General features: G+C 68.7%; 28 protein-coding genes and 1 tRNA gene. 20 read left to right on the top strand and 9 right to left on the bottom strand.

Translation table 11 applies throughout. The features are described 5' to 3' along the window. Positions 1 to 42: 42 nt before the first annotated feature. From AB0M54_RS31065 to eccB, 3 genes are all read left to right on the top strand, one after another. Complete coding sequence (locus AB0M54_RS31065; RefSeq protein ID WP_364312529.1) at positions 43 to 1,137, top strand: PLP-dependent aminotransferase family protein; 1,095 nt, start codon at positions 43 to 45, stop codon at positions 1,135 to 1,137. A 172-nt stretch (positions 1,138 to 1,309) separates the two neighbouring features. Continuing rightward, positions 1,310 to 2,434 (top strand): magnesium/cobalt transporter CorA, encoded by a 1,125-nt coding sequence (corA, locus tag AB0M54_RS31060; protein WP_364312532.1) that lies wholly within the window; start codon positions 1,310 to 1,312, stop codon positions 2,432 to 2,434. Between the two features lie 56 nt (positions 2,435 to 2,490). Further along, positions 2,491 to 3,894, top strand: coding sequence for a type VII secretion protein EccB (gene eccB / locus AB0M54_RS31055; protein WP_364312536.1), 1,404 nt, complete (start codon positions 2,491 to 2,493; stop codon positions 3,892 to 3,894). A 67-nt stretch (positions 3,895 to 3,961) separates the two neighbouring features. On the opposite strand, the gene AB0M54_RS31050 is transcribed toward eccB, so the two are convergent. After that, complete coding sequence (locus AB0M54_RS31050) at positions 3,962 to 4,564, bottom strand: hypothetical protein (protein ID WP_364475258.1); 603 nt, start codon at positions 4,562 to 4,564, stop codon at positions 3,962 to 3,964. A gap of 129 nt (positions 4,565 to 4,693) precedes the next feature. Here AB0M54_RS31050 and AB0M54_RS31045 point away from each other — a divergent pair, with 129 nt between their 5' ends. Further along, positions 4,694 to 5,224: a peptidylprolyl isomerase gene (locus tag AB0M54_RS31045; RefSeq protein WP_364475256.1), complete on the top strand. Its 531-nt coding sequence runs from the start codon at positions 4,694 to 4,696 to the stop codon at positions 5,222 to 5,224. A gap of 31 nt (positions 5,225 to 5,255) precedes the next feature. Further along, positions 5,256 to 6,161 carry a rhomboid family intramembrane serine protease gene (locus AB0M54_RS31040; RefSeq protein WP_364475254.1) on the top strand — a complete coding sequence of 302 codons (906 nt, stop codon included), beginning with the start codon at positions 5,256 to 5,258 and terminating at the stop codon, positions 6,159 to 6,161. Here the strand turns inward: AB0M54_RS31040 and AB0M54_RS31035 are convergent. Next, positions 6,158 to 6,607: a PH domain-containing protein gene (locus tag AB0M54_RS31035; RefSeq protein WP_364475252.1), complete on the bottom strand. Its 450-nt coding sequence runs from the start codon at positions 6,605 to 6,607 to the stop codon at positions 6,158 to 6,160. The genes AB0M54_RS31040 and AB0M54_RS31035 overlap by 4 nt on opposite strands. Positions 6,608 to 6,643: 36 nt before the next feature. Here AB0M54_RS31035 and AB0M54_RS31030 point away from each other — a divergent pair, with 36 nt between their 5' ends. From AB0M54_RS31030 to AB0M54_RS31015, 4 genes are read left to right on the top strand one after another with little or no spacing between them, the layout of a single operon-like run. Continuing rightward, complete coding sequence (locus tag AB0M54_RS31030) at positions 6,644 to 7,774, top strand: acetyl-CoA C-acyltransferase (protein WP_364475250.1); 1,131 nt, start codon at positions 6,644 to 6,646, stop codon at positions 7,772 to 7,774. A gap of 58 nt (positions 7,775 to 7,832) precedes the next feature. Next, a complete protein-coding gene (locus AB0M54_RS31025) occupies positions 7,833 to 8,267 on the top strand; it encodes a hypothetical protein (RefSeq protein ID WP_364312552.1) in 435 nt (144 codons plus the stop codon). 22 nt (positions 8,268 to 8,289) lie between these two features. Continuing rightward, positions 8,290 to 9,720: a hypothetical protein gene (locus AB0M54_RS31020; protein ID WP_364475248.1), complete on the top strand. Its 1,431-nt coding sequence runs from the start codon at positions 8,290 to 8,292 to the stop codon at positions 9,718 to 9,720. An 18-nt stretch (positions 9,721 to 9,738) separates the two neighbouring features. Continuing rightward, positions 9,739 to 9,897 carry a hypothetical protein gene (locus AB0M54_RS31015; RefSeq protein WP_364475246.1) on the top strand — a complete coding sequence of 53 codons (159 nt, stop codon included), beginning with the start codon at positions 9,739 to 9,741 and terminating at the stop codon, positions 9,895 to 9,897. 350 nt (positions 9,898 to 10,247) lie between these two features. Here the strand turns inward: AB0M54_RS31015 and AB0M54_RS31010 are convergent, their stop codons facing one another. Beyond that, positions 10,248 to 10,442 (bottom strand): hypothetical protein, encoded by a 195-nt coding sequence (locus AB0M54_RS31010; RefSeq protein ID WP_364312560.1) that lies wholly within the window; start codon positions 10,440 to 10,442, stop codon positions 10,248 to 10,250. Positions 10,443 to 10,861: 419 nt separating this feature from the next. Between AB0M54_RS31010 and AB0M54_RS31005 the strand changes: the two genes are divergently transcribed. From AB0M54_RS31005 to AB0M54_RS30990, 4 genes are all read left to right on the top strand, one after another. Beyond that, complete coding sequence (locus tag AB0M54_RS31005) at positions 10,862 to 11,665, top strand: class I SAM-dependent methyltransferase (RefSeq protein ID WP_364475244.1); 804 nt, start codon at positions 10,862 to 10,864, stop codon at positions 11,663 to 11,665. 727 nt (positions 11,666 to 12,392) lie between these two features. Further along, positions 12,393 to 12,866 carry a hypothetical protein gene (locus AB0M54_RS31000; RefSeq protein ID WP_364475242.1) on the top strand — a complete coding sequence of 158 codons (474 nt, stop codon included), beginning with the start codon at positions 12,393 to 12,395 and terminating at the stop codon, positions 12,864 to 12,866. A 149-nt stretch (positions 12,867 to 13,015) separates the two neighbouring features. Next, positions 13,016 to 15,340: a tetratricopeptide repeat protein gene (locus tag AB0M54_RS30995; RefSeq protein ID WP_364475240.1), complete on the top strand. Its 2,325-nt coding sequence runs from the start codon at positions 13,016 to 13,018 to the stop codon at positions 15,338 to 15,340. 497 nt (positions 15,341 to 15,837) lie between these two features. Beyond that, complete coding sequence (locus tag AB0M54_RS30990) at positions 15,838 to 16,719, top strand: tyrosine-type recombinase/integrase (protein ID WP_364475238.1); 882 nt, start codon at positions 15,838 to 15,840, stop codon at positions 16,717 to 16,719. A 154-nt stretch (positions 16,720 to 16,873) separates the two neighbouring features. Here the strand turns inward: AB0M54_RS30990 and AB0M54_RS30985 are convergent. Then, a tRNA-Ser gene (locus AB0M54_RS30985) sits at positions 16,874 to 16,961 on the bottom strand. A gap of 84 nt (positions 16,962 to 17,045) precedes the next feature. Here AB0M54_RS30985 and AB0M54_RS30980 point away from each other — a divergent pair. Further along, complete coding sequence (locus tag AB0M54_RS30980) at positions 17,046 to 18,002, top strand: NAD(P)H-quinone oxidoreductase (protein ID WP_364312565.1); 957 nt, start codon at positions 17,046 to 17,048, stop codon at positions 18,000 to 18,002. 147 nt (positions 18,003 to 18,149) lie between these two features. Here the strand turns inward: AB0M54_RS30980 and soxR are convergent, their stop codons facing one another. After that, the gene (gene soxR, locus AB0M54_RS30975; RefSeq protein WP_364312568.1) at positions 18,150 to 18,590 is read right to left on the bottom strand and encodes a redox-sensitive transcriptional activator SoxR; all 441 of its coding nucleotides are present in this window, start codon (positions 18,588 to 18,590) and stop codon (positions 18,150 to 18,152) included. Positions 18,591 to 18,638: 48 nt separating this feature from the next. Between soxR and AB0M54_RS30970 the strand changes: the two genes are divergently transcribed. Genes AB0M54_RS30970 through AB0M54_RS30960 form a run of 3 tightly spaced genes read left to right on the top strand, consistent with a single transcriptional unit; the run spans position 18,639 to position 20,742 of the window. Continuing rightward, complete coding sequence (locus AB0M54_RS30970; protein ID WP_364475236.1) at positions 18,639 to 19,295, top strand: transketolase; 657 nt, start codon at positions 18,639 to 18,641, stop codon at positions 19,293 to 19,295. Between the two features lie 5 nt (positions 19,296 to 19,300). Beyond that, positions 19,301 to 20,182, top strand: coding sequence for a transketolase (locus tag AB0M54_RS30965; RefSeq protein WP_364312574.1), 882 nt, complete (start codon positions 19,301 to 19,303; stop codon positions 20,180 to 20,182). 20 nt (positions 20,183 to 20,202) lie between these two features. Further along, entirely contained in the window at positions 20,203 to 20,742 is a 540-nt protein-coding gene (locus AB0M54_RS30960; RefSeq protein WP_364475234.1) for a hypothetical protein, read from the top strand. Here the strand turns inward: AB0M54_RS30960 and AB0M54_RS30955 are convergent. After that, on the bottom strand, positions 20,729 to 21,181 hold the full coding sequence (locus tag AB0M54_RS30955; RefSeq protein WP_364475233.1) for a lamin tail domain-containing protein: 453 nt from the start codon (positions 21,179 to 21,181) through the stop codon (positions 20,729 to 20,731). The genes AB0M54_RS30960 and AB0M54_RS30955 overlap by 14 nt on opposite strands. A 117-nt stretch (positions 21,182 to 21,298) precedes the next feature. Here AB0M54_RS30955 and AB0M54_RS30950 point away from each other — a divergent pair, with 117 nt between their 5' ends. The 3 genes from AB0M54_RS30950 (at position 21,299) to AB0M54_RS30940 (ending at position 23,461) form a co-directional block, all read left to right on the top strand. Continuing rightward, entirely contained in the window at positions 21,299 to 21,754 is a 456-nt protein-coding gene (locus AB0M54_RS30950) for a DUF427 domain-containing protein (RefSeq protein ID WP_364312583.1), read from the top strand. A 75-nt stretch (positions 21,755 to 21,829) separates the two neighbouring features. Beyond that, positions 21,830 to 22,699: an NlpC/P60 family protein gene (locus AB0M54_RS30945; protein WP_364312586.1), complete on the top strand. Its 870-nt coding sequence runs from the start codon at positions 21,830 to 21,832 to the stop codon at positions 22,697 to 22,699. Positions 22,700 to 22,807: 108 nt separating this feature from the next. After that, entirely contained in the window at positions 22,808 to 23,461 is a 654-nt protein-coding gene (locus AB0M54_RS30940) for a GNAT family protein (protein ID WP_364475232.1), read from the top strand. Here the strand turns inward: AB0M54_RS30940 and AB0M54_RS30935 are convergent. The 3 genes from AB0M54_RS30935 to AB0M54_RS30925 all read right to left on the bottom strand — a co-directional run bounded on the left by AB0M54_RS30935 (position 23,445) and on the right by AB0M54_RS30925 (position 26,359). Then, positions 23,445 to 24,644 (bottom strand): ATP-binding protein, encoded by a 1,200-nt coding sequence (locus AB0M54_RS30935; RefSeq protein WP_364475230.1) that lies wholly within the window; start codon positions 24,642 to 24,644, stop codon positions 23,445 to 23,447. The genes AB0M54_RS30940 and AB0M54_RS30935 overlap by 17 nt on opposite strands. 285 nt (positions 24,645 to 24,929) lie before the next feature. Next, a complete protein-coding gene (locus AB0M54_RS30930) occupies positions 24,930 to 25,643 on the bottom strand; it encodes a class I SAM-dependent methyltransferase (RefSeq protein ID WP_364312593.1) in 714 nt (237 codons plus the stop codon). 266 nt (positions 25,644 to 25,909) lie between these two features. Further along, positions 25,910 to 26,359, bottom strand: coding sequence for a hypothetical protein (locus AB0M54_RS30925; RefSeq protein ID WP_364475228.1), 450 nt, complete (start codon positions 26,357 to 26,359; stop codon positions 25,910 to 25,912). Positions 26,360 to 26,400: the final 41 nt, after the last annotated feature.

The following is a 26,400-nucleotide window of genomic DNA, read 5'->3' as shown; positions in this document are numbered from 1 at the left end:
GGGTGCCGTCCGAGAATAGCCGCGGCTCGTAAGCTTGTGAGCATGACCGCTGAGCAGCTGATCTCGTTCGCCCGTGGCGCCCCGTCCCTGGACATCATCGATGTGCAGGGCCTCAAGGACGCGGCTGCGCGCGCTTTCGACGCCGATCCGGCCGGCATGACCGCGTACGGCACCTCCGTCGGCTACGTTCCGCTGCGCAAGTGGATCGCCGAGAAGCACGGCGTCTCGCCCGACCAGGTGATCGTCACCAACGGCTCGCTCCAGGCCGACGCGTTCCTCTTCAACCACCTGGTGAAGCCGGGCGACGACGTGGTGGTGGAGAGCCCCACCTACGACCGCACCCTGCTGAGCCTGCAGAACCTGGGCGCCAAGGTGCACCAGGTGACGCTGGAGCCGGACGGCATCGACGTCGCCGAGCTGCGCGCGCTGCTGGAGTCCGGCGTACGCCCCAAGCTGGCGCACATCATCCCGAACTACCAGAACCCGGCCGGTGTCACGCTTTCCGCCGAAAAGCGCCGCGACCTGCTGGCTCTCGCCGCCCAGTACGAGTTCCTGATCTTCGAGGACGACCCGTACGTCGACATCCGCTTCCGCGGCGACGCCCTGCCGTCGATGCTGTCGCAGGACACCGGCAACGTGGTCGTGCACGCCTCCAGCTTCACCAAGACGGTCTGTCCGGGTGTCCGCGTCGGCTACCTGGTCGGCCCGGCGGCGCTGATCGACGCGATCGCCAAGAAGGCCACCAACCTCTACATCTCGCCCGGCATGGTGTCCGAGGCGATCGTGCACCAGTTCTGCGTCTCCGGTGACATCGACCGCTCGATCTCCACGGTCAGCAAGGCCCTCGGCGAGCGGGCCCGGGTCCTGGGCGAGGCGCTGCGCAAGCACATCCCCGGCGCCACCTTCGTCGAGCCGGACGGCGGCTACTTCCTCTGGGTCGACCTGCCCGACTCGGTCGATGTAGAGCTGCTGTTCCCGGCCGCGATGAAGAAGGGGGTGGCGATCGTGAAGGGCACCGACTTCTTCGTCGACGGCGGCCGGCACTCGATGCGGCTGGCGTTCTCGGCCGTGACGGTCGATCAGATCGAGGAGGGCGTACGCCGGATCGCGGTCGCGATGGAGGAACTGGCGGCCTGATACGTAAGTGTCGGGTTTCTGACACAGAGACGGTTTCCGCTGCGCGGCCGAAAAGGCAGACAATGCGCAGCGGACCTACCCCCCGCCCCGGCGGCGGGCGGGCCGACCGTGGCACTCCACCCCCTCCAGCCGCGGCCGGCCCGCCCGGCGCCACCACCTTGGGGAGGTCTTCATGAGCGAGAACAGCCTGAACCGCTCGCTGTCCCGCGCCTGGACGGCGCCGGTCCGAGCCATGAACCGCTTCCTCGGTACGTCCGACAGCCCGCGCCGCGCCCCGGCCCGCTCGGGCGAGTACGGCAGCTCGGTGATCGACTGCGGGCTCTACATCGACGGCAAGCGCGAGCCCGGCGAGTTCACCCCCGACGAGGCGCTGCGGGAGGCGTGCGAGCGGGACAACGCGTTCGTCTGGCTGGGTCTGCACGAGCCGTCCGAGGCCGAGATGATCGACATCGCACAGACGTACGGGCTGCACGAGCTGTCGGTCGAGGACGCCGTCAAGGCCGAGCAGCGGCCCAAGCTGGAGCAGTTCGGCGCGGTCCAGTTCCTGGTCCTGCGTACCGCCCGCTACGTGCCGCACAGCGAGCTGACCGAGACGTCCCAGGTGGTCGAGACCGGCCACATGATGATCTTCATCGGCGAGCGCTTCGTGATCACCGTCCGGCACGGCGACGCGTCCGAGCTCGCCCCGGTCCGCGCCAACCTCGAGACCGAACGTCCCCAGCTGCTCGAACAAGGGCCCTGGGCGGTCGCGTACGCCGTGACCGACCGCGTCGTCGACCTGTACGTCGAGGTGGCCGACCAGGTCGAGGTCGATCTCGACACGATCGAGGAGAGCGTGTTCTCGCGGGACAGCGGCTCCCGCATCCAGCACATCTACCAGATGAAGCGCGAGCTGGTGGAGTTCCGCCGGGCGGTGGTGCCGCTCCAGCGCCCGCTGGCCACCATCACCGCGCCCCAGAACCGCCTGGTGCCCAAGGAGATCCGGCGCTACTTCCGCGACGTTCAAGACCATCTGACGCGTACGGTCGAGCAGGTCTCCTCGTACGACGACCTGCTGAACTCGATCCTCCAGGCCCGCCTGGCCCAGGTGACCGTCGACCAGAACAACGACATGCGCAAGATCGCCGCCTGGGCCGGCATCTCGGCGGTATGGACCGCGATCGCCGGCGTCTACGGCATGAACTTCGCGCACATGCCCGAGACCCAGTGGCTCTACGGCTATCCGGTGATGCTGACGCTGATGGTGTCGATATCGGTGCTGCTCTACCGCGCTTTCCGCAAGAACGGCTGGCTGTAGCCCACCGGCGTGGGCGCCGCCCCCCATCGGCCCATCGATACTTCTAGAGTGTCGGGGTGCCGTCGCGTCAGGACCAGCTCCACTCGTACCAGTACTCGCTTCAGCGGGTGGTGGCGGCGCTGGTCACCCACGACCCCGACCCACACCGCTCGCCCCTGCGCCGGGCCGGCACCACCGCGCTCGTCAGCCTGGTGATCGCCGCCCTCGCGGTCGGCGCCGCCGCCATCTACGGCCTGCTCACCGGCAACACCACCGCCAACATGAAGGACGAGTCGGTGGTGTACATGGAGAAGGGGTCCGGCGCCCGGTATGTCTACCTGGCCTCGGACAACAGGCTCCACCCGGTGCTCAACTACGCCTCCGGCCTGCTGGTCGCCAACGCGCAGGCGCCGCGGATGGTGACCGCCTCGCGTGAGCGGCTGGCCTCGGTCCCGCTCGGCGACCCGCTCGGCATCCCCGACGCGCCCGACTCCCTGCCGGTCAAGAAAGACCTGGTCACCGGCGACTGGACGGTCTGTTCGGCGCCGCCCGCGGTCACCTCCGGCGCGACCCAGCCGCAGAGCACGCTGATCATCGGCGCGCGGGCCACCGGGGGCACCATCCTGGCCGCCCCCGACGCGCCCAGGGGCCTGCTGGCCCGTGACACGGCCAAGCCCAACCGCACCTATCTGCTCTTCGGCAACCGCCGCTTCCCGATCCCGGCCAGCCGCGAGACGGCCAGCCTGCGGGCGCTGGGCTGGAACGCGCAGCAGCCGTACCCGGTCTCGGCCGGCTTCATCAACGCCGTGCCGGTCGGCCCCGACCTCCAGGCGCCCCGGATCGACAACCTGGGCGCCCCGTCCGGCGTGGCCGGTTTCCGGATCGGCCAGCTGCTCACCGACGGCAAGCAGTGGTCGGTGGCGGTCGCCGACGGCGCCGCCGCGCTGACCGACGTGCAGGCCCGGCTGCTCCAGGCCGACCGGCAGATCCCGCCCGCGATCAACCTGGGCACCGCCTTCAACAACGTGCAGGGGTCCAAGCTGCGGCTGGCCGGGGGTGAGGGGTTGCCGGCCACCGTTCCCGAGCTGACCGAGCCGCGCGAGCGGGCCTGCATGACCCTGCCGGTCGGCAAGGAATCCCAGGCCGGGCTGCGGATCGACCCGACAGTCCCGACCGGCGCGCAGATGCGCGGCGCGTCGGCCGCGCCGGGTGGGGTGCAGGCCGATTTTGTGTACGTCCCTCGCGGCAAGGGCGCGCTGGTGGTGGCCGCGGCCTCGCCGAACGCGCCGGCCGGGACCGGAACGGTGAGCATCGTCACCGACACCGCGACCCGGTACCCGATCGCCGGCCGTGACCTGCTCGGCCGCCTCGGCTACGGCGGCGTGAACCCGCAGCAGGTGTCCTCGCAGATGATCGCGATGCTGCCGCAGGGCCCGTCGCTCGACGCGGCGAAGGCCCGCCAGGCCGTCACGACCGGGTGACGCACATGCGCATATGGGCTCAGAGACGTCTCCGAGCCCATATGCGCATCAATGCTGTTACCGGGGTTCAGAGCTCCTGCCGGGCGACCGTCGGGTTGTCCGCGATCGTCGACGGGGCGGTCTCGGACGCCGGCGGCAGCGGCTCGAACGCCGCGTCGTCAGCACCCTCGGGCTCGGTCGTGACCGGGCTCGGGTCGTACTCGTCCCACTGCGCCTGCTGACGCCGGCGCAGCACGTACGCGGTGCCGACACCGACGGCCGCGCCGATCAGCGCGATGCCGAACAGCTTGCTCTTCCGCCCGGAGCTCTGCTGGCGGCCGAGCACCTTGTTGGCCCGCTTCTCCAGCTTGCGCGCCTTCTTCTTGCTGACCTTGGCCTGCTTGCGCCCGGTCTTCGCGGTCTCCCGCTTGGCCTGCAGCACGTTGTCCGCGACGGCCGTAGCCAGCGGCGTGATCGTCGCGACCGCGCTGCCCCAGCCGCTGCTGGCGGCGTCACGGGCCTGGCTGACGGCCGGTTGTACGCGATCCCGCGCGGCGTTGAGCTTGGGGCCCACCGTCGAGCTGGTCTCCTGCGCGGCGATCGTGGCCGCCCGCTTGAAGTGATCCACGCTCTGGCCGAGCTCGTTCTTCAACTTCGCGCTACGCCGCTTCCGGCGCATGGTTGCGAACACCAGTGCCCACCTCCCTGTGGTCTCTCCCACGTCATCGTGCCCTGCCGGGTACCCCCGCGCTGCCGGAATCAGGCACATGGGGGAGGATCCGAACTGTTATTGAACTTGTCTCCGATGACGGGAGTACCCGTGGCAGAGAAGCTTTACGCCACCCTGCACACCAATCACGGCCCGATCCGAGTGCAGCTCTTCCCGGATCACGCGCCCGCCACGGTGCGGAACTTCGTCGAACTGGCCGAGGGCACCAAGGAGTGGACCGACCCGCGGACCGGTCAGAAGGGCAGCGGGCCGTACTACGACAACACCATCTCGCACCGGGTGATCGCCGGGTTCATGGTCCAGATGGGCGACCCGACCGGCACCGGTCGCGGCGGCCCGGGCTTCCAGTTCGCCGACGAGTTCCACCCCGACCTCCAGTTCGACCGGCCGTACATCCTGGCCATGGCGAACGCCGGACCGGGCACCAACGGCTCGCAGTTCTTCATCACGGTCGGACCGGCCCCGCACCTGAACCGCCGGCACACGATCTTCGGGTCCGTGGCCGACGACCAGAGCGCCAAGGTCGTCGACTCGATCGCCGCCACGCCGACCGGCCCGGGCGACCGCCCGCGTGAGGACGTCGTGATCCAGCGCGTCGAGATCGAGCGGGTCACCGAGTAATCAGGGACCGGCCTCCAGGTACCTTTGATTCATGAGTGAGTCTCCCGTGACGGTTCCGGTGTGCTATCGCCATCCGTCGAAGGAGACCTACATCAAGTGCACCCGCTGTGACCGGCCGATCTGCCCCGACTGCATGAACGAGGCGTCGGTCGGTCACCAGTGCCCCGAGTGTGTGGCCGAGGGCCGGAAGACCCAGCGGTCGGCCCGCACGGCGTTCGGCGGGTCGGTGGCCGGCCGCGTCGGCACGGTCACCCGCTGGCTGATCGGCATCAACGTCGCCGCGATGATCCTCTCGGTGGTCAGCGGCGGCATGGGCGCGCTGGCCGGCGGCGGCTGGGGCGGCCTGCTCGGCAACCAGACGCCGCTCACGCTGCGAGGCGGGGTGATCGCCCTCATCTCGTACGGTCCGGGCGGCGACGTGCACGGTGTCGCCGCCGGCGAGTGGTGGCGGCTGATCACCGCGATGTTCCTGCACTACGGCGTGCTCCACCTGCTGATGAACATGTACGCCCTGTGGATCCTGGGCCGCGAGCTCGAGGCGTCCCTGGGCCGGCTCCGCTACATCGGGCTCTACCTGCTGGCCGGCCTCGGCGGCAACGTGGCGTCGTACCTGTTCGACCCGCAGAGCATCTCGGTCGGCGCGTCCACCGCGGTGTTCGGCCTGATGGCCGCGATCTTCGTGATCCTCAAGCGACTCAACCGCAGCGTGGCGCCGATCGCCCCGGTCATCGTGATCAACCTGGTCTTCACCTTCGTGATCTCCAACGTGTCGGTCGCCGGGCACCTCGGCGGCCTGATCGTCGGCGCGCTGGCGGCCGGCGTCCTGGCCTACGCCCCGAAGCAGCGCCGCACCATGTTCCAGGCGATCGGCTGCGGCATCATCGTGGCCGTCCTGGTCGGCGCGGTGATCGTCCGGACGCTCGGCTACTACACCTAGGCCGCGTCCTCGTCCTGCTCCGCGGCCTTCGCGTTCTCGGCGCGTAGCTGCTCGAGCTCGGCCAGCACGTCATGCGGGTCGGCGCCCAGGTCGTGCAGGGAATAGAGATACAGCGCCTCCTCGGCGTCGATCTCCAGCATCTCGGTGGTGAGCCCGAGGCGTTCGCGGCGATCCAGGCGTACCCGATCGATCTGGGCCCAGGGCAACCAGCGACGGCGCGCGAACCCGTCGATCACCGTGACCCCCTCGGCATCCGCCGCCAGGCGGATCGGCGCCACCAGATCGCGCAGCGCCCACAGCGCCAGCCCGATGGTGACCGCGCCGGCCAGCACCCACTGAACCGCGTCGTCCCGGCCGAAGGCGGTGACCAGCACCACCACGGCAACCGCACCCAGGCCCTTCGTCACCGGCAGGACCGGCTTGATCCGCCACGGCTGTCCAGACATGTGCCCACTATGGCAGGCACGCGTAACGTCGACAGCATGCGCGATGCGGTGATCGTCGGTGCGGTCCGGACCCCGGTCGGCAAGCGGAACGGTGGCCTCTCCGGCATCCACCCGGTCGACCTGTCCGCCCACGTGCTGCGGGCCCTGGCCGAGCGGTCCGGGTTCGCGCCGGCCCAGGTCGACGACGTGATCTGGGGCACCGTGTCACAGACCGGCGAGCAGTCCTGGAACGTCGGCCGCAACGCGGTGCTGGCGGCCGGCTGGCCCGAGTCGGTGCCCGGCACCACGCTCGACCGGCAGTGCGGTTCCAGCCAGCAGGCGCTGCATTTCGCGGCCGCCACGGTGCTGTCCGGCCAGGCCGACCTGGTGGTGGCGGGCGGGGTCGAGTCGATGAGCCGGGTGCCGATGGGCTCGTCCGCGCAGGGCGCCGACCCGTACGGTCCGGCGATTCTCGCCCGATATGGGACCAATACCTTCAATCAGGGCGTCGGGGCCGAGATGATGGCGGCGCGGTGGGGCTTCTCGCGTACGCAGCTCGACGAGTACGCGCTGGCCAGCCACGCTAAGGCCGCCGCCGCGCAGGATGCCGGCGACTTCGAGCTGGAGATCGCCGACCTGCCCGACTGCGCCGAGGACGAGGGCATCCGCCGCGACACCACGCTGTCCGTCCTGGCCGGTCTGAAGACCCCGTTCCAGGCCGACGGCGTGGTCACGGCCGGTTCCGCGTCGCAGATCTCGGACGGCGCGGCGGCCCTCGCGGTCACCACGTCCCGCTGGGCGTCGGCGCACGGCCTGACCCCGCTCGCCCGGGTGCACACCGCGGTCCTCGCCGCCGCCGACCCGGTCATCATGCTGACCGCGCCCATCCCGGCCACCGCGAAGGCGCTGGCCAAGGCCGGGCTCAAGGTGGGCGACATCGGGGTGTACGAGGTGAATGAGGCGTTCGCCCCGGTACCCCTGGCGTGGCTGGCCGAAACCGGCGCCGAACCCGACCGGCTGAACCCGCGCGGCGGGGCGATCGCCCTGGGTCACCCGCTCGGGGCATCCGGGGCGCGCCTGATGACCACCATGCTTCACCACATGCGGGCCCGTGACCTGCGGTTCGGCCTCCAGGTGATGTGCGAGGGCGGCGGAATGGCCAACGCCACCATCGTCGAGTTGTTGTAATCCGATATTCACGGCGTCGTGGCCGATGCCTAGCCGTTCGGCCACCGTTAGTAGCCGTATGGACGTCTTCTCCCGTACGTTCCTCCCGGCGGCCGCCGAGGCCGGCATCCCCCTCCCCACCGTGAGCCGGCACCTGCCGGTCTTCCGCCGGTGCGTCGACGCCGACGACTCCACGGTGCTGGTGACCCGGGTCCGCCCGGCCTCCCACCTCGGCGGCGACTTCCTGCTGCTGCTCACCACCCGGCGCCTGGTCGTCACCCGTGAGACGAAGGTGCTGCACCGCCTCCAGCTGCACCTGAACGCCAACCTCCGGCACCTCAGCCACGTCACGTGGTGCACCGACCCCCGCGACTCGACGATGGAGATGTGCGCGACCGCGGTCGACGGGGTGCGCGAGTGTTTCCGCATGCGCGTGGACGACCCCGGCCACCGCGAGACCCTGCTGAAGAGCGTCTTCACCGACCGCCGCCGCAACGTCTCCCTGGCCGCCTGATCTCTTCAGTAACGTTCATGGCGTGGAGAACGCCGCGCAGACCCTGCACCGCCTGACGTCGTACGAGCCCGGTCGAGAGTGGACCGACCCGATCGCCGACCCGCGCATCGTCCAGGACTTCTCGCCCAACGACTTCTCCCGGCTGCCATGGTTCTTCAAGCGCTTCTCCCCCGAGCTGCCGCGCCTCCCGCTGCCGCCGTCCCTGCCGCCGACGTCATCGCCGGCCCTCGACGTCCTGGCCGGCGTCCCCGCTCCCGCCCTGCCCCTCGACCTGGCACAACTCGGCCGGATCCTCTTCCTGGCCGCCGGCGTGGTCCGGACCACGGAACGCCCGCCGCACGGCACCTGGTACTTCCGGGCGGCCGGCTCGGCCGGGGCGCGGTTCCCCCTGGAGCTCTACGTCGCGGTACCCGCCGGCTCAGGCTCCCTGCCCCCCGGCGTCCACTGGTACGACCCCGCCGCACACGCCCTGGTCACCGTGGGCCCGCCACCGACCGGCGACGCCCCCGCGATCATCACCACCGGCGTCCCGTGGCGAACGGGTTGGCGCTACCGCGAACGCGGCTACCGCCACGTCTACTGGGACGCCGGCACGATGCTGTCCCAGCTGTTGACCGCCGCGGCGGCCGCCGGCCTTCCCGCCGACCTGTACACGAAGTTCGCCGACCACACGGTGGCGTCGCTGGTGGGCGCCGACGGGGTGCACGAGTGGCCGGTCGCGGTCGTCGCCCTGGGCGGCGCGCCCGCCCTGATCCCCGGCGCCCCCGCCGCGCCCGGCGACGTCGACGCCGCCCCCATGGAGTTCCCCCTGGTTACTGCCACTCAGCACGCCGGCGACGACCTGGTCCTGGGCGCCCCCTGGCCCTCTCCTTCGCCGTCACCTGTGCCGTCGACCGATTCCCGCACGATCGACGAAATCATCCTGGCCCGGGGTTCCACCCGCCGCATGAACCCGTCGTCCGGCGTCCCGCTGACCACCCTGACCACGTCGATGCAGCTGGCCCTGCGGGGCATCAACGTCCCCCATTTCGTGGCCGCGCATGCCGTCGACGACCTGGCGCCGGCCCTGTACCGCTGGCCCGACCTGTCCACACCCATCCGCTCAGGCAGCCAGCGCGACGATCTCTACCGCATAGCGTTGGATCAGGGCCTGGCCCGCGACGCCGCCTTCGTGGCGATCGCCGCCGCCGACCTCACCCAGCTGGGGCCGCATTCCTACCGAGAGGCCCAGTTGGCGTCCGGCCTGGTCGAGGGCCGCCTACACCTCCTGGCGTACGCCCTGGGCGCCGGCGCCTCCGGAATGACCTTCATGGACAGCGAGATCCCCACGTATCTGGCCGCGCCCCTCGAGGCCCTCATCTTCACCTGCGTGGGAATCCCCGACTACAAGCCTTCGGTCGGCGGCACGCCTGGCGCGCCCGTCGAAGTGCGCCGAGTAGCCCCGCGGGACTAACTCTCCACCCTGGCGGGGATGGCCGGGCTTCAGCCGTGGTTCCACATCCGTAAGCACGCCGGCGTCCTTCTCCTGCTGGCGTCGTTCCTGCTGGCGTCGTTCATGCTGGTCGAGGCGGGCGCGGCGCGGGCCGCTGGTTCCCTGGACGGCCGCGACGAGAAGAGCTGGCTTCTCTGAAGCAGGCAGGTTTCCGCAGCGAAGACCTAATTCAGCAGGGGTGGCTGCGATGGTCGGCGAACGACAATGCGTTCTGCGTCGACAACGGATTCCTCGAGCCGAAGTCTGAGGTCCGCACGTTGCCTGCTAGACCCTGCTTGAATCGATGTTCAACTGCTGCTCGGCAATCGGAGTGGAAGACTCACAGAACTCGCAAGGACCGGTTCTATGACTTCGTCTTGCTGATCGCGAAGGACTATTTGCAACATTCGGCGCCGCGACAGGTGGTCCTGGCAGTCGTCGGACCACCTATCGCGGCAGGGATCAGATTCACTTGGCGAGCCGACGCGACCATGCCGCCGGGCCCTGTCTCAGGCCGTGGTCTGGCGGTGGCGGCGGTACTGCAGGACCAGGGCGACCGCGACGCCGATGGTGACGACGCCGATGATGACGCTGACGACCGTGAGGCCGGCGACCGAGGTGGCGCCGTTGGCGATGGCGAGGACCACGAGGGCGATCCAGAGGGCGGGGCGGATGTCGGACTTGCGGGTCTCGTTGTTTGTCATGCCTCAAATCTAGGAATCCGAAGCGTCCGCGACGATCCAGCGGGCTGCCCAGCCGGGGGTACAGCTAGCTGTACCTGTCTTCCGTGCCGGGAGATCGACGAGACCCGGCGCTGACCTTTTTGCGCAGGTTAACGCCGGTTTCCGTCGTTCGATCTGGCGAGGGCGTGGGATTCGAACCCACGGAGACGCGGAACGCCTCACGTAAGTGAAGACGATCGCAAGAAAGCCCGTGACTAGCGACGCAGGAACCCCCCACCAATGGTGCTCGAAGCGTAACGACGCCACATGCAGCCCATGAATCCGGCACTTTATTGCAAATTCCGGCAACGATCGGCAGGCGGGCGAGCTGCTGCGCCCCGGCGAGCCAGGCACTGACAATTGAGTGCCTGCCGTAGGAGCGGCACCCCTACTCTCGCTGGGTGAGCGATAGCGATGACTACGTGAGGCTGCGAGAAACCTTCAACGAGGACGCTGAACGGTATGACCGTGCGCGGCCCCGGTACCCGGCACAGATGTTCGATGATCTCGCTGCGGTCGGAGTAGCGCCCGGTGCAAGGGTGTTGGAGATCGGCTCTGGCACTGGGCAGGCGACCGTGCCGCTGGCGGAACGGGGCTACCGGATCGTGGCCGTCGAGTTGGGCCCAGACATGGCTGCTGTGGCTCGGCGAAACCTTGCCGGCTCCGACTCGGTGGAGGTCGTGACGGCAGCGTTCGAGGAGTGGCCCTTGCCGGCGGAACCGTTCGACCTGGTCTTCTCCGCGACGGCGTTTCACTGGATCGATCCGGCCGTGCGGGTGTCGAAGTCTGCTGACGCCTTGCGTCCCGGTGGTCTGCTGGCCACCGTGGGAACCCACCACATCGCCGGTGGCACCTGGACCGAGGCGTTCTTCGTTGAGATTCAGAAGCTTTACGAGCGCTTCGATCCGTCGACCCCACCGGCCCTGCGTCTCGAAGGTGCTCAAGACATTCCGGAGGACGATCGGGAGCTGACCTCGTCGGAGCGGTTCGGGCCTGCGAGCTTCTACCGATACGAGTGGGAGTTGCCGTACTCGACAGCGGACTACCTGGATCTGCTGTTGACCTACTCCGGCCACCGTGCCTTGCCGGCCGCGCAGCAGAGCGCATTGCTGAACTCCATCGCGCGGCTCATAGACGTCAACTACGGGGGCCAAGTCGTCAAGCGCTACCTGACTGAGCTCAGGCTCGCCGAACGTGTCCGGTAAATCGCTTCTATCGGTAGCGGTCGTCGGATTCAGCAGAGTGCACGTGCACTCGGCCGAGTCCTGTTTGAACGGCAACAAAGACGCCCCGTGCAGTTCGCCTTGTTCGGCTGGACGGGGCGCCGGAAGAGAGCCATGCAGCCGGTCGGGTGGCTCAGCCTCTGACGGCCAGGATGGGCGTCTCCAGCCTCCATCCGCACAAGTACGGGCAGGCCGTTGCGCCAAGGGTCTACAGAATGCACTACCGGGCCGTACGTGGCTGCCGCTCGGCGAAGGTAGGGGACAGGCTCAGATGCCTGACCCAACCGCCCACCTCTGGGCCGCATATGGGCAGCGGCGTCAGCCCGAGCGAGATCACGTGAGACCGAGTGAGATCGACACTGAGCAGCCAGAGGTCCCTCCGGTGACCGTTCGCGCTGGTCGGAGGGGCCTTTCGCGTGCTTGGAGCGGAGGGCGTGGGATTCGAACCCACGGAGACGCGGAACGCCTCACCGGTTTCAAGACCGGCCGCCGCAAGACGTTGACGTGCAAGAACGCCGAGGACTGCTCTCCTGTTGTCGCGCCATGGTCGCAACCCTGTGCTCTGGCGTTTTTCAGCACTCATCGAGGTGAAAGGTTGGGTGTATGCGTCCTGCTGGCGGGTCGGCCGTCTGGGTAGTTCGCGACAGTTTAAGGCTGGTCATCCGTTCGGTGGTTTTGTGCGCCTCTCCGTCCCGTGTATCCAGGAGCCATGAATGTGGATGTGGCACAGGCAGCCGCCGCAGTGATGCCTTACGTTACGGCGGTGGCTGGCGCGTATGGGGCTCAGACGTTGGAGAAGCTGCGTGACCAGGCGCTCGATCAAGCTTCAGACGCCACTGTGGGGCTGGGCCGGCGACTTCTGAACCGGATCTTGGGGCGGGAGGAGTCCCGAGAGGTAATCGAGGGTGCGCTGGTCGAGGTCGGTGCGACCCCGGACGACGAGGACACCGTCGCGAGCCTCCGGCTGCAGATCCGCAAGGCACTCGCCGCCGATCCCGCACTCGCGGCCGAAGTGGCGCAGATGTTGCAGTCAGGCTCGGCGGTGACAGCCGGCGATCACGGAATGGCGACCGGAGGCGACGTCTCCATTCTCGCTTCCTCGGGTGGCGTGGCAGCGGGGATGATCCACGGTGGGGTGTCGACGTCGGGAAACCCTCCCCTGCCGGGAGCGGGCCAGGCCTGACCGCTTCCGGGCACGCGCCCATTTTCGCCACTGGCACGAACTACATCGCGACCGGCGGAGGAGTCGCGGGCGGGTGGAGCGAGTTCGTCCCAGGCAACCCGACCCGCATCGCTCCTTCGCCGATCGAGCTGTCCAGCGTCGCCGCATCGGTGGCTTTGCCGCTGGCCGAGCACGATGTGACGCGAACGCTCCGCGGTCGGCAGGCGGTCGTCGAAGAGTTGACGAAGCTTGTCAGTCAGACCGGCGCAACGGCGCGGACGCGGGTGTTGCACGGGCTGGGAGGCAGCGGAAAAACTCTTATTGCCATGCATATAGCTCGCGAAGTCGCTGCGAGCGGAATACCGGTGTGGTGGGTATCGGCTGCCGAACCTTCGGGGTTCGTAACAGCCATGTACGCGGTAGCCCAGTTGCTGGGCGCGACCGAAGTAGAGCTTCAGGAGCAGGACCCCGCCGACATCCTGTGGCGGCGGCTGGAGGTCCGAACCGAGCCTTGGCTGTTGGTTGTCGACAATGCCGACGACGTGTCGCTGCTCGACTCGCGTTCCGCCGAACCCGGCGGCGGGAGGGTGCTGGCCGATGGTCGGGCCTGGATCCGTCCGCTGGCATCCGGTCCCGGCTTGGTCATCGTCACCAGCCGCGACGGCGACCCGAAACGGTGGGGCCGCTGGTGTGCCCTGACACCGATCGGCAAACTCGCGGCCTCGGACGGCGGGCAGGTACTCCTTGATCACACTCGTGATCGGTGCGGCAGCCGGGAGGAGGCCGAGACCCTCGCAGAGCGACTCGGCGGGCTCCCGCTGGCGCTTTCGCTCGCCGGTTCCTACCTGGCCGACAACATTACCGATCCCTGGCCGGACGCCGACTCGCCCACGACCTTTACCGCCTACCGGGATGCGCTGGAAGCCGGGCGCAGTGATCTCCTCACCCCCGAACCCGCCGATGATGACGAGCGGCAGGCTCGGCGGCTCATCGACGGAATCTGGCGGCTATCTGTGGACCTGTTGGAGCAGCGCGGTGCCACCGGTGCCAGGCTGTTGATGCGGCTGCTCTCGCATTTCGCGGAGACGCCCGTGCCCTACCGCATCATGCTGCAACCCTCTGTGCTGAAAACCTCCTCAATCTTTGTGGGGATCGATCGCGAGAAGCTCAGGTCGATACTCGTCGGGGCCGTCCACCTCGGTCTGATCGACTTGTCGACCTTGGCGACGCCCAGCGCCGCTGCGCACGGCGAGATTCCTCTTCTGAGCCTGCATCCCTTGATGCGGGACGCTAGCCGCCATTACGAAGATGCAGAACATGATCGCGGCGATTATTTGTCTTTGGCGGCTCGCTTGCTGTGTGCCGCTGTCCAAGACGAAGAAGAAACCTCTCCGCAGGATCCGACGCAGTGGCCGAAGTGGCAGCTTTTGGCACCGCATGCGGTCCTTCTGCTAAAGGACTTAGTAGAGCAGGACGAAATCGACGCCGTGCTCGTGGCAAGGGTTGCACGAGTGGCTGACCTCACCATTCGCCAAACACACGTCCGCGGCCTATATCTTCTCGCCCACACCCAGTACCGTGCGGTGCAGGAAGCCTGCACTACGGCCCTCGGCGCAGACCATCCTTCAGCGCTTTCTAGCCGACACGGTGCCGCTCTCGCGTTGTGGGCTCAGGGCGGAACCCTGGCAGCACAAACGGAGTTTCGAGAGATCTTTGACATTCGTCAGCAGATTCTGGGTGAGGAACATCCAGACACCCTGGTCGCCCGCCACAACCTCGCCGGCGTCTTGTGGGCGCGTGGTGAGTACGTGGCTGCGCAGGCCGAGTTTGAGGCGGTCCTTGGCGTCCAGCGGCGGGTGCTCGGTGAGGAGCATCCCAGCACCCTGACCAACCGCCATGAACTCGCCGGCGTCTTGCGGGCGCGTGGTGAGTACGTGGCTGCGCAGGCCGAGTTTGAGGCGGTCCTTGGCGTCCAGCGGCGGGTGCTCGGTGAGGAGCATCCCAGCACCCTAGCCACCCGCCATGAACTCGCCGGCGTCTTGCGGGCGCGTGGTGAGTACGTGGCTGCGCAGGCCGAGTTTGAGGCGGTCCTTGGCATCCAGCGGCGGGTGCTCGGTGAGGAGCATCCCGACACCCTGACCACCCGCCACAACCTCGCCGGCGTCTTGCGGGCGCGTGGTGAGTACGTGGCTGCGCAGGCCGAGTGTGAGGCGGTCCTTGGCGTCCAGCGGCGGGTGCTCGGTGAGGAGCATCCCAGCACCCTGGCCACCCGCCACAACCTCGCTGGCGTCCTGGCGGAGCACGGCGACTATCCGGCTGCAATGGCTGAATACCGGGCCACCCTCAGCGTCATGGAACAAGTCCTCGGACCTCGACACCCCACCACGCTCGCGGCTCGCAAGAACTTCGGGCTAGCGCGGCGGACAATGGCTAACCATGGAGGACCCGTTCTCTGGCACGGACCGGGTAAACGACGAAAAGGCAAGAAGAAGTAAAGTCGACTGGCAGGCCGACGTAACGAGCGCGCGACTCGGCGACGGGGAAGGCGGAGTCGCCCCGTAGGCAGACTCTGGCCTGCCCGGTGACAACCGGCCGCGTCAATCGCGTACCGCCAATCTGGTCCGGCCGGACCGCACCACGCGCCGCGTGGCGACCACATGGCCGAAGGCGTGGCATTCGACGAGGAGTGCGGCCTTCCCGAGCCGATGGCCCGCGAGCGCAACAGCCGGTCGTGGTATGAGCACGCGGTCGCCTTCGTCGACATGAGGTGGCCGCGCTCCGCCGCCAAGCATCGGAAGAGCATCGCCGAAGCCCTATCGAATGTGACAACCGTCCTCCTGTCGAATACGCGCGGAGCGCCAGCCGACGACGACATTCGCAAGGCTCTCTATGCCTGGTCCTTCAACAGGTCCCGGCGCGAAGCCGGTCCGCCTCCAGAGGAAATTGCATCTGTGATTCGGTGGGTTTCCGCCAGCACCGTAATCTCAACGACATGCAGAACGCCGCCCTGGTGCGGAAAGCGTTGGACGCTCTTTTGCTTCGGCTGGACGGACAGCAAGCTGCCGCGATCACCACCGCTCGTAAGCGGGCGGTGTTCTACGGAACCCTTCGATATGCGGTTGAGCTTCGACTCCTTCCCGCCCATCCGATGGAACACGTCCAATGGGTTACGCCGAAGTCGAATGACGAGGTCGATCGCCGATCGGTCGTCAACCCGCAACAAGCACTCGCCCTGCTGTCCGCCGTTTGCGAGAAGAATCCACGCCTGGTGGCGTTCTTCGCGTGCCTGTACTACGCAGCGCTTCGGCCGGCTGAGGCGCTACACCTCCGGATCGAGGACTGCGAGCTTCCGGAGGAAGGTTGGGGAGTAGTGCGGCTGTCCGGCTCGACTCAGCACGTGGGAGAGGGATGGGGAGACGACAGCAAGGCGATCCGCGAGGACCGCGAGCTTAAGCACCGCGCCAAGACGGCCGTGCGACCGGTTCCCGCCACACCGCAGTTGGTCAGGGCACTGCGCTGGCACGTAGCCGCTTACGGGCATGCGCCGGATGGACGTCTGTTCGTGACCCAGGGATACGGCCACGGTCCGGTGGCCAAGGAGACGTACGCACGCGTCTGGCGAGCCGTCCGGACCATGGCGCTCACCACTGCTCAGCAGCGCTCGCCGCTCGCCAAACGGCCGTACGACCTGCGGCATGCTGCGGTCTCTCTGTGGCTCAACGAGGGCGTACCGGCGACCCAGGTCGCCGAGTGGGCCGGCCACAGCGTGCATGTGCTCCTGAAGGTCTACGCCAAGTGCATTGAGGGTCAGGACAAGGCGGCGCGTCTCCGGATCGAGGAGGCGCTGAGCAGGGACGACGACGTGGCAGCCTGACGCCCGGAGAGCGACGAACTTTGTCGCGCATTTGTCGCGGCGAGCGAGATCAAGCGGGTTCCCGTGAGATCGAGTGAGACTGTCGATCTAGCAGAAGAGGCCCCCGCCGGGCTGCGTTCTCGCAGCTCAGCGGGGGTTTCTCCTGTTCATCGGGCGGAGGGCGTGGGATTCGAACCCACGGAGACGCGTAACGCCTCACCGGTTTTCAAGACCGGCGCCATCGGCCACTAGGCGAGCCCTCCCGGACAACCTGTTCAGTTTGCCAGACTGGGGCGGCTCGTCGGCAAACCGGGCGGCTGGACGCCCGGCGCGGCAGACTGGGCGGCATGCACGCCATTGTGATCGAGCCACCGGATGGGCTTGCCTGGACCTCGGTGGATGAGCCCGTGGCCGGTGAGGGTGAGGTGATCGTCGATGTTGTGGCGGCCGCCGTCAATCGGGCGGATGTGATGCAGCGGCAGGGGCACTATCCGCCGCCGGCGGGAGCCCCTCCGTACCCGGGGCTGGAATGCTCGGGGGTGATCAGCGCGGTCGGCGCGGGGGTGCTGGACCACAACGTGGGGGAGCGGGTTTGTGCTCTTCTTGCTGGTGGCGGGTATGCCGAGCGGGTGGCGGTGCCGGCGGGGCAGCTGCTGCCGGTGCCGCAAGGGATGTCGGTGCAGCAGGCGGCGGCGTTGCCTGAGGTGGCGTGCACCGTGTTCTCCAACGTGGGGCGGTTGCGGCGGGACTCCGTTTTCCTCGTGCACGGGGGTGGGGGCGGGATCGGGACGTTCGCGGTGCAGTACGGCAAGGCGCTCGGCGCCACCGTTGTGGTCACCGCGCGGGCGGGCAAGCATGAGGCGCTGCGCAAGCTCGGCGCCGACCTGACCATTGACTACACGAGCGACGACTTTGTGGCCGCGACCAGGGACTTCACCGGTGGGCGGGGGGCCGATGTGATCCTCGACATCATCGGCGCGAAGTATCTCGAGCGGAATCTGGACGTGCTGGCGACCGGTGGGCGGCTGGCGGTGATCGGGCTGCAGGGCGGCCGCAAGGCCGAGATCGACCTCAACCAGCTCATGCGCAAGCGCGGGTCGATCTCGGCGACGACCTTGCGCGCGCGGCCGGTCGCCGAAAAGACCAAGATCGTTGCGGGGGTACGGGATCAGGTGTGGCCGCTCGTCGATGCCGGCCAGATCAAACCGATCGTCGACACCACGATGCCGATGTCCGAGGCGATCGAGGCGCACCGCCGCATGGAGGCCAGCGACCACCTCGGCAAGATTCTGCTACTCACGTAAGTCCTGATTCATGACCCGGCCAGGGCTGCGGCGTGGCCCAGAGCGCGCCTGACGGCAGCCGCGAAACACCGACATACAACACCGGTATGACGGCGCTCCGCGGCCGACGCCAGCCACACTCTGGACCGCGCCTCGCACTTGACCGGGTCATGAATCAGGACTTAAGAGTTTTCTCGGTCCGGGGCCGTTCTGGGCGAGCTGGTCGGCGGGGTTGATGAGCTGGCAGCGCTTCAGCGAGAGGCAACCGCAGCCGATGCAGCCGGTCAGCTGGTCGCGGAGGCGTTCCATCAGGGCGATCCGGTCCTCCAGCCGGCGGCGCCAGCGGGCGGACAGGCGGGCCCAGTCGGCCTTGGTCGGCGTGCGGTTCTCGGGGAGCGCCGAGAGGGCGTCGCGGATCTCGTCGAGGGACACCCCGACCTGCTGCGCGATCTTGATGAAGGCCACCCGGCGCAACTCGCCGCGCTGGTAGCGGCGCTGGTTGCCGCCCGTACGCGTGGACCTGATCAGCCCTTCCTTCTCGTAGAAGCGCAGAGCCGAGGCGGCCACCCCGGCGCGGGCGGCGAAGTCACCGATCGTGAGCGAGTCCACATCCAGAGCCTTGCCTTGAAGTTCACTTTAACTTGCACTCTATCGGGCATGACCGGCTCACTTCTGACCAGAGTCACCGGCGACGAGAAGCACCTGCCGTCGGCCAACTCGACCTACGACGTGCTGTGGGTGCTGTATGACCGCATCCTGCGCATCACCCCGGAAACCGCCGACGCCCCGGACCGCGACCGGTTCCTGCTGTCCAAGGGGCACGGGCCGGCCGCCTACTACGCCGTGCTCGCCGCCAAGGGCTTCTTCCCGCCGGCCTGGCTGGACGGCATCGGCACCCGGATGAACCACCTCGGCGGCCACCCGGACCGCGTGCTGGTGCCCGGCGTCGAGGTCGGCACCGGCTCGCTCGGCCACGGCCTCGGCCTGGGTGTCGGCACCGCGCTCGGCCTGCGCGCGCAGGGCTTTCTCGACACCCGCGTGTTCGTCCTGCTCGGTGACGCGGAGCTCGACGAAGGATCAAACCATGAGGCCATCGCGTACGCCGCGGCGACGACGCTGCCGATGACGGCGATCGTCATCGACAACCAGTCGGCCTCGCACGGCTGGCCCGGCGGGATCGCCGCCCGGTTCATCGGTTGGACCACGTCCATCGTGGACGGCCGTGATCACGACGCCATCGAACTGGCCCTGGCCAACCGGGACCGCGACCGCCCGCACGTGGTCGTGGCGACGGTCGAGAAGAAGGAGTACTGACCGCCATGAGGGAGACCTTTGTTGCCACGACGACCGCTCTGCTGGAGGAGGACCCGCGCACCGCCGTCGTCCTCGCCGACATCTCGGCCGACGCGTTCCGGCCGGCCATGCGGCGCCACCCCGACCGGGTGTTGAACGTGGGCATCCGCGAGCAGCTGATGACCGGGGTGGCCGGCGGCCTGGCGCTGACCGGGATGCGGCCGTACGTGCACTCGTACGCGCCGTTCCTGATCGACCGCGCGTACGAGCAGATCAAGCTCGACCTGGGCCACCAGGACGCCGGCGCCGTCCTGGTCAGCATCGGCGCCTCCTACGACGCGTCGGTCGAGGGCTACACCCACCAGTCGCCCGGCGACGTCGAGCTGCTCGACACCCTCGACGGCTGGACCGTGCACGTGCCCGGCCACCCGGACGAGGTCCCGTCCCTGCTGCGGGCGGCGGCCCTCCACGACGACCGGGTGTACGTGCGGCTTTCGAGCCAGGAGAACAGCCGCGGGTACGACACCGGCCCGGTGTTGCAGGAGCTGCGGTCCGGCTGGGCCGGCGCCCCCGTGGTGGTGGCCGTCGGCCCGATGCTCGACCCGGTGCTGGAGGCGACGGCCGACCTGGACGTCACCGTGGCGTACACCCTGACGCCCCGCCCGCTGGACACGGCGGGCCTGCGCCGCCTGGTGAGCCGCGACGTGGTGATGGTCGAGCCCTACCTGCGGGGCACGTCGAGCCGCCAGGTGGCCGACGCCCTGCGCGACATCCCGCACCGCTCCCTGCACCTGGGCGTGGGGCGCACGGAGATCCGCCACTACGGCACCCCGGCCGACCACGCCCACACGCACGGGCTCGACGCGAAGAGCCTGCACGCCTCGATCACCCAGTTCCTGCGCGCCTGAGGAGCGCCTACGCTGCCCGGGTGGATCTCGACGGGCTGTGGAGCAGCGACCGGGCGCGCCAGAACACCGCCTCCGAGCAGGTGATGGCCGCCACTGCGGAGCCGGTGCCGTGGGCCGGGGACGTCTGGGACGACGTGGTCGCCCATCTGGCCGGCACGGACAACCACGATCGGGCGATCGCCGCTCAGCTGCTCGGGAACCTCGCCGCTCACGACACCGGCGGGCGGATCGAGCGGGATCTGGCCGCCCTGATGGCCGTCACGCGTGACGAACGGTTCGTCACCGCTCGTCATGCGCTCAAGTCGGTGTGGCGGGCCGGGCTTTCCGGCGACAAGGCGCGGGCCACCGTCGTCGGGGCTCTGGCGGCCCGCTATCGCGAGGCGGAGGGCGAGAAGAACGGCACGCTCGTCCGCCATGACATTGTGGAGAGCCTGCGACATCTGCGCGACGCCACACAGGACGATGCGATCGAGGCCGTCGCCCGCGAGTTGATCGCGCTCGAGCCGGATCCCAAGTACCGCAAGAAGTATGCGCGGCACTGGCCGGTCAGCAGAGGCTGAAACCGTTGCCCGGGCGCACCCAGACGCAGGAATCGACCGGGCGGCCGGCGGCGTTCCGCAGGGTGGCCGTGTCGCGGTCGTTGTTCCAGATGTAGGCCCGGGACTGCCAGTAACGATGCAGCGCGGTGGACGTGCCGGGTCCGGTGTGGACGATGATGCGGGTCCGGGCGGGCAGCGTGAAGGCGCCGAAGCTGTAGACGTGGGCGGCGTTGTCACGCAACGTCCAGCCCTTCAGGCTGATCGGCGCCTTCGTCGTGTTGGTCAGCTGGATGTACTCGGCGTTGAGGCTGGCCGCCGACCGGGTGTCGGCGCCGGGTGAGTCGTACTGGGCGCGGGTGATCTGCACCTGGGGCACGGCGGCGGCGTTGGCCACCGGGACGGTCAGGGCGACGACCGCGATGGCCGAGGCGGCGACGACGAGGGCGGCGGGGATACGCATGCCCGGTACAACCGATCGGCGGCCGTACGCGCACCGGGCCGAACAGCCAGACCGCTCCGTCCGGCCGGGCGAGCTTTCGTCCTGAAGGTGGGGGCGGGGCGAGCTATCGTCCTGAAGGTGGAGTCCGTGTGGGACTACCCGCGGCCGCCGCGGGTCGAGCGCAGCGCCCGGCGGGTGCGAATCGTGCACGCCGGCCTGACCGTGGCCGACACCGACCGCGCCCTGCGGGTGCTCGAGACCTCCCACCCGCCGGTGTACTACCTGCCGCGCGACACGGTGTGGGGCGTCGAGAGCGTCAGCGGGCGTTCGTTCTGCGAGTTCAAGGGGTACGCCGGCTACTGGGATCTGGTCATCGGCGACGTGCGGGTGTCCCGGGCGGCCTGGTCGTACGCGAAACCCAGCGCCGGATACGAAGAACTGACCGGAATGCTCGCGTTCTACCCGGGTCTGGTGGACGAGTGCACGCTCGACGGCGAGCGTGTCCGCGCTCAGCCGGGTGACTTCTACGGCGGCTGGATCACGGCCGACATCAGCGGGCCGTTCAAGGGCGGGCCGGGCACATCAGGCTGGTGAGCCGGAAGAATTTCGCGCGAATCGCCGGGTAGAAAATTCCGATCCGACACATGTGCAATGCAATTATGTGTTGGCATGGTCGACGGAATTACCCATATCGCCCGGGTTCCCATCGCCGTTTCGTTCGCGGGGCGGCAAAGGCAAAAATGGGATTCGCGTGAGTGCACCGGGCCAAGTACGGAGGCCGAACTGTCCCGTCCGTCCACGCGTCGCGCGTTGACCGCCGGCGCCATTGTGCTGGCCGTTATCGCGCCGGTTGCCGAGTCTGCCGACCGGCCCGCCGACGCCGGAGCCAACCCGCCCAGTGTCGCCCCGTCGACCCCGGCGGAAACGCCCGATTTCGACCCGACTGTCACGCTCGGCAAGCGGACGGAGCGCGCCTATACCCGTGAGGCGCGTCCCGCGCGTGCGTCCCGGGCCCGCCGGGTCGTGCCCAAGCGACCGGCCATCCGGCGAGTGCCCGCGCAACGGGCCCTGGTCAAGGCCAACGCGCAGGTCAAAGCCCAGGTCAGGGCCCATGTCAAGCCGCGCGTGGCCAAGGCCAAGCCGGTCCGCCGCGAGGCTCTGAAACTGAAGCCGCGCCGGATCAAGGCCCGCACTTTCTCGGTCATTCGCCCGGGCATGGGCGCGGTCATCGCGTTCGCCCGGTCGCAGGTCGGAAAGGGATATGCGAGCGGCGCCGAAGGGCCGAGCTACTTCGACTGCTCCGGTTTCACCAAGAGGGCATACGCCCGGGCCGGAATCAGCCTCCCGCATTCGTCCGGCGCTCAGGCGGCCCGGGCCCAGTCCATTCCACGGTCGGCCGCACGCCCGGGTGATCTGGTCGTCGGACCGGGGCACGTCGGCGTCTACATGGGCGGCGGCATGATGATCGACGCGGGCAACCGGCGCACCGGAGTGGTGTACCGCCGGCTCTACGCCGGATTACACGTCGAGCGCCTCTGAGGGGAGGAGCGCGGCGAAAGCGCGGCCAAGCGCGGTGAGGCGCGAAAGGCGAGAATCGAAGGCGAAACCCGCTCGCGGCCGTTCGCGTGGTCACGCGAGAATCGGGACATGCTGACCGACCATTGGCCGATAGCGGGCCTGCGCCTCACCACGCCGCGCCTGGAACTGCGGGTGCCCGATCTGGACGACCTGGCCGAGCTCGGCGACGTGGCCGCGGCCGGCGTCCACGATCCGGCGGTGCAGCCGTTCTCGACGCCGTGGACCGAGGCGGAGCCGGCGATGGTCGCGCTCGGCACGATCCAGTTCCAGTGGGGCGGCTGGGCCCGCTGGTCGCCGGACGACTGGAACCTGCAGTTCGTGGTGGTCGCGGACGGCCGGGTGATCGGCTCCCAGGCGATCAGCGGCAAGCAGTTCGCGGTGCTGCGTGAGGTCGCGAGCGGCTCGTGGCTGGGCCTCGAGTTCCAGGGGCGGGGGTACGGCACCGAGATGCGCGCCGCCGTCCTCGACCTCGCCTTCGCGGGGCTGGGCGCCGAGTTCGCCGTCTCGCAGGCGTTCGAGCACAACGCGGCGTCGTACGGGGTGTCGAAACGGCTCGGCTACGCCGACGACGGGATCGAGCGGCACGTGGTGCGGGGCAAGCCGATGGTGGGCCGGCGGGTGCGGCTCGACCGCCGGTCGTGGGCGGCCGCGCGCAGCGTGCCCGTCGAGATCGTCGGTCTTGACCCTTGCCGAGCGCTGCTGGGGGTCAGCGAGGGAGCTTGACGCGGACCGTCGTGCCGAGGCCGGGCTCGCTGCGCACGCGGATGGTGCCGTGGTGCGCGTCGATGATCGAGCGGACGATGGCCAGCCCGAGGCCCGGACCCTGGGCGGCCATCTGGTCGGCCGCGGCGCTGCGGTAGAAGCGGTCGAAGACGTGTGGCAGGTCGTGGGGCGGGATGCCGACCCCGGTGTCGGTGATGATCAGCTCGGGTTCGTCGTCGGCCCGCGCGTCGACCGAGATCTCGCCGCCCTCGGCGGTGAACTTGATCGCGTTCACCACCAGGTGGTTGAGGGCGTGGCTGAGCCGCTTGGCGTCGCCGCGGGCCGGCACCGGGCTCTCGGTGCGGTCGGTCAGCTTGACCTCCTTGTGCTCGGCGAGCGGCCGGCAGCCGGAGGTGACGTGGTGGGCGATCTCGGCCAGGTCGATCTCGGCCAGGTCGAGTTCCAGGCCCTCGTCGGTGAGCCGGGCCACCAGCAGCAGGTCGTCGATCAGCCGGAGCAGGCGGTCGGAGTTGCGCTGCATGACTGAGAGGAAGCGCCGCGAGGTCTCCCCGTCGAACTCGTCCCCCAGCAACATCTCCAGATAACCGCGGATCGAGGACAGCGGCGTACGCAGCTCGTGACTGACCGTGGCGAGGAACGAGTCCTTCATCCGGTCGAGCTGACGCAGCCGGTCGGCGATCGCGCCGGCGTGCCGGGCGTACCGGCGTAGCTCGAGCTGCACCGAGGCGTGCCGGGCCAGGCTGCGCAGGGCCCGGCGCTGGGCCGGGGTGAGTTCCCGGGGCACGTGGTCGACGACACAGACCGTGCCCACCGAGTGGGTGCCGTCGAGCACCACCGGCGCGCCCGCGTAGAACCGGATGCCGCCGTCTCCGAGCACCATGGGGTTGTCGGAGAACCGCTGGTCGTGGGTGGCGTCCGGGATCTCGAACAGCTCGTGCCCGTGGATCGCGTGCGCGCAGAACGACAGGTCGCGGTGGGTCTGCTCGATGGTCAGGCCGATCTTGGCCTTGAACCACTGCCGGTCGGTGTCGACCAGGCTGACCAGGCCGGCCGGGGTGCCGCAGATCTCCGAGGCGAGCAGCGCGATGTCGTCGAAGTCTTCCTCGGGGGCGGTGTCGAGCACCTGAGCGTCGTGGAGCGCCGCCAGCCGGGCGGGTTCGTCCTCGGGCAGAGGTGCTCTCACGAGTCGATGCTCTCTCGATCCTTCCCGGATCGGGCGCGAATGGGTGATGAGAGCGGACAGCAGTCGGCGCCCGTCCTGACGGAGCGGGCGCCGGCGTTGCTGACCACCGGAGTGGTCCATCGCCACCGGGCGCGGGGATCTCGGCCGCTCGCACCCGGTCGGATGTCTGACGATAGTGTCGCCGGGCCGCCGGAATGTGGCGCGCACCACGTGTGCGTCTCCGAGCTGGGGACACAAAAAAGCCCGGTGCCGCGTACGGCGCCGGGCTTCCTCGACGGACGGTGGTCACCGCGGGGTGCGAGCCACCACGAAGACCGACTGGCCGAACGGCGGCTTCATGACGCTCTCGGCCGCCTTGGTGACCGGCAGCACCACGCTGTCGTAGATCTTCACCATCGGCCCCTCCTTGGGGGCGAGCTTGAAGATGCTGGTGGCGCCGTAGTAGCCGATCAGGCCCAGCGCGTTGGCGTAGTGCAGCTTCTCGATCTCGAGGCCGGCCTCGGTCATCGCGGCCCGCATCGTCTTCTTCGTGTAGCGCCGGATGTGGCCGGTCGCGATGTCGACCTGGCTCATCGCGAACATGAAGGCCGGCACGATCAGGATGACGCGGCCGCCGGGGCGAACCAGATCGGCCATGCTGCGCAGGGCGCCGACGTGGTCCTCGATGTGCTCCAGCACGTTGTACGACACGGCGGCGCTGTATTCGCCGTTCGCCTCGGGGCTGGGCAGCAGCATCTGCCGCACGTCGATGTTGGGGTGGTCGGCCAGGCGCTCCTTGAGCTGCACCAGCCGATCGGGGTCGGCCTCGGTGGCGGTGAACCGCGGAAGGTGCTCCGACCACTCCAGCGCGTAGTCGCCGAGGCCGCTGCCGATCTCGATCGGGTTGTCGCCGAGGTACGGGAGAGCCAGCTCGACGAACCAGCGCCGGTGGTTCACGGCCGTCGCAAGGCCCTCGAGGACCTCGGACTGGATCCGCTGGTCTCCGGTGATGTCTGCCATAAGTAAAGTTCCCTCGTCTTGCCTATCCGAGCTGACAGCGGGACTGACCGAGTTAACCATCCGGCGTCCAGTGGCGAAAGTTGAGCGGGGGAGGGCCACTCATTTTTTGCCTGATTGAGACATTGCCTCGCGGGTACGCGGTGAGGTTGGACGCGATGTCACATATCGGCTCGATCACGCATCGGCCGCCCGACACTGCAACGTTACCAACCTCGGTTAGGGTGGCCGATGCTATGACGATTACGGGTATTGACTCGAGCGGTCAGTCAGCCGGCGGGAGTGCCATGCGGCCCCGCGATGTTGCCGAGTCCGGCGACATCGATGTGGAACTCCGGAGCCTCGGCGTCGATGTGTCCGGTCCCACGATCGCGGTCATACCCGCAGCTGAGCCCGAGGCCGAGCCTGCGGCTCGCCCGCGCTTCTGGCGGACTCTCACCTGGCGGGACGTCCTCGCCATATGCAGTTTGGTTGGGGTAGCGCTCTTCATCACCGCGCCGTTGTGGCTCAATCTTGATCATCAGTTGCGTGATGATCCACAAGATCAAGCGTTCTTCGAGATGATGCTGGCGCACGGTGCTCGCGTCGTTACGGATGGCGCTTATCCGTTCTTCTCCGATCGCATGAATTACCCCGACGGGGTGAACATGATGGCCAACACCTCGGTGTTGGCCGTTTCGCTGCCGATGACGCCGATCACTCTTCTGTTCGGCCCACATGTGGCCTTCAACTTATTTCTTACGCTCGCGTTGGCAGTTAC

The sequence above is a fragment of the Actinoplanes sp. NPDC051470 genome (assembly GCF_040682035.1).
GTDB lineage: Bacteria > Actinomycetota > Actinomycetes > Mycobacteriales > Micromonosporaceae > Actinoplanes.
Note: the sequence above shows the minus strand (reverse complement) of the source record. Positions and strands in the feature narration are given on the sequence as shown.